Genomic DNA, 785 nt, shown 5'->3' with positions numbered 1-785 from the left:
ACGCCCTATTCAGACTCGCTTTCGCTACGGCTACCCCACACGGGTTAACCTCGCCACGAAGCATAACTCGCAGGCTCATTCTTCAAAAGGCACGCCATCACCCCACAAGGCTCTGACGGCTTGTAGGCACACGGTTTCAGGTACTATTTCACTCCCCTCCCGGGGTACTTTTCACCTTTCCCTCACGGTACTCGTCCGCTATCGGTCACCAGGAAGTATTTAGGCTTAACGGGTGGTCCCGCCAAATTCACAGCGAATTCCACGAGCTCGCTGCTACTCGGGTATACAGTCCATCATGCGCTGCGCGTTTTCGCGTACGGGGCTCTCACCCACTACGGCGACCCTTTCCAGAAGTCTTCCACTAACACACAACCACACAATCCGAGGCCCGGCAGAACCCCGACGACCACAACCCACGACACCGCATCCGCAACCCCTGCCGGGTCTCACACGAACACGGTTTAGCCTCCTCCGCTTTCGCTCGCCACTACTCACGGAATCACGGTTGTTTTCTCTTCCTGTGGGTACTGAGATGTTTCACTTCCCCACGTTCCCCCCGTACGACTATGAATTCATCGCACGGTAACGCCCCATGACGGGCGCTGGGTTTCCCCATTCGGACACCCTCGGATCACAGCTCGGTTGACAACTCCCCGAGGACTATCGCGGCCTCCCACGTCCTTCATCGGCTCCTGATGCCCAGGCATCCACCATGTGCCCTTACACACTTGACCACAACAAGATGCTCGCATCCACTATGCAACACTCAACACACAACCACACCC

General features: G+C 57.1%; 1 rRNA gene. It reads right to left on the bottom strand.

Going from position 1 to position 785, the window contains the following annotated elements:
- Positions 1-734, bottom strand: a 23S ribosomal RNA gene (locus ACL02T_RS34915); the annotation flags it as partial.
- Between the last annotated feature and the right edge of the window lie 51 nt (positions 735-785).

The sequence above is a fragment of the Pseudonocardia oceanicola genome (genome assembly GCF_047200735.1).
Classification (GTDB): Bacteria; Actinomycetota; Actinomycetes; order Mycobacteriales; family Pseudonocardiaceae; genus Pseudonocardia.
The sequence above is the reverse complement of the archived record's forward strand: the minus strand, read 5'-3'. Positions and strand labels throughout refer to the sequence as shown.